Origin of the sequence: Enterococcus sp. AZ191 (assembly GCF_051713845.1) — a bacterium.
Classification (GTDB): domain Bacteria; phylum Bacillota; class Bacilli; order Lactobacillales; family Enterococcaceae; genus Enterococcus_B; species Enterococcus_B durans.
This window is the reverse complement of record NZ_JBIOQS010000013.1, coordinates 1-437: the sequence shown is the minus strand read 5'-3', so window position 1 is coordinate 437 and position 437 is coordinate 1. Positions and strand designations below refer to the sequence as shown.

Genomic DNA, 437 nt, shown 5'->3' with positions numbered 1-437 from the left:
TCCACTTAAATCCTGTTACTTTCCAAACATTGTTTTCGTCTTTTTTCAACTCCACTCGGTTCAAAAATTGTTCAGGAAAAACGTCGCCATCCCCTATTTTTGCCTGTAAACTCAGAAATGCCATAACGCTTGCTTTCCCATTTACTGCATGTAAATCAGTGTAATATTTTTCTGACACAACTTCTTGTACAAGCACATTTGAAGCATGTTGTGTCAACCACCCTGGACGATATTTTTCACTGTTATTATCAATAGTTAACTTCTTGATTTCTGCTAAATTCTTATCGATATTTTCTGTTGTTGTTTGATAATACAGTGTTAAAAAATCAGACGCGACTGCCTGAATAGCTTCTAATTCTCTTTCCGTTCGTGTATCATTGGGCAATCCTTCATAGCTGTTTTTTTTGGCTTCTTCTTTGATTTGAGTTGTTGATTCC

Annotated in this window: 1 protein-coding gene; it reads right to left on the bottom strand. The window is 35.7% G+C overall.

All coding sequences use genetic code 11. The annotated features are described in order from the left end of the window. The coding region (locus tag IGI47_RS14130; protein ID WP_438784571.1) for a hypothetical protein at positions 1–437 on the bottom strand (437 nt) is incomplete at both ends.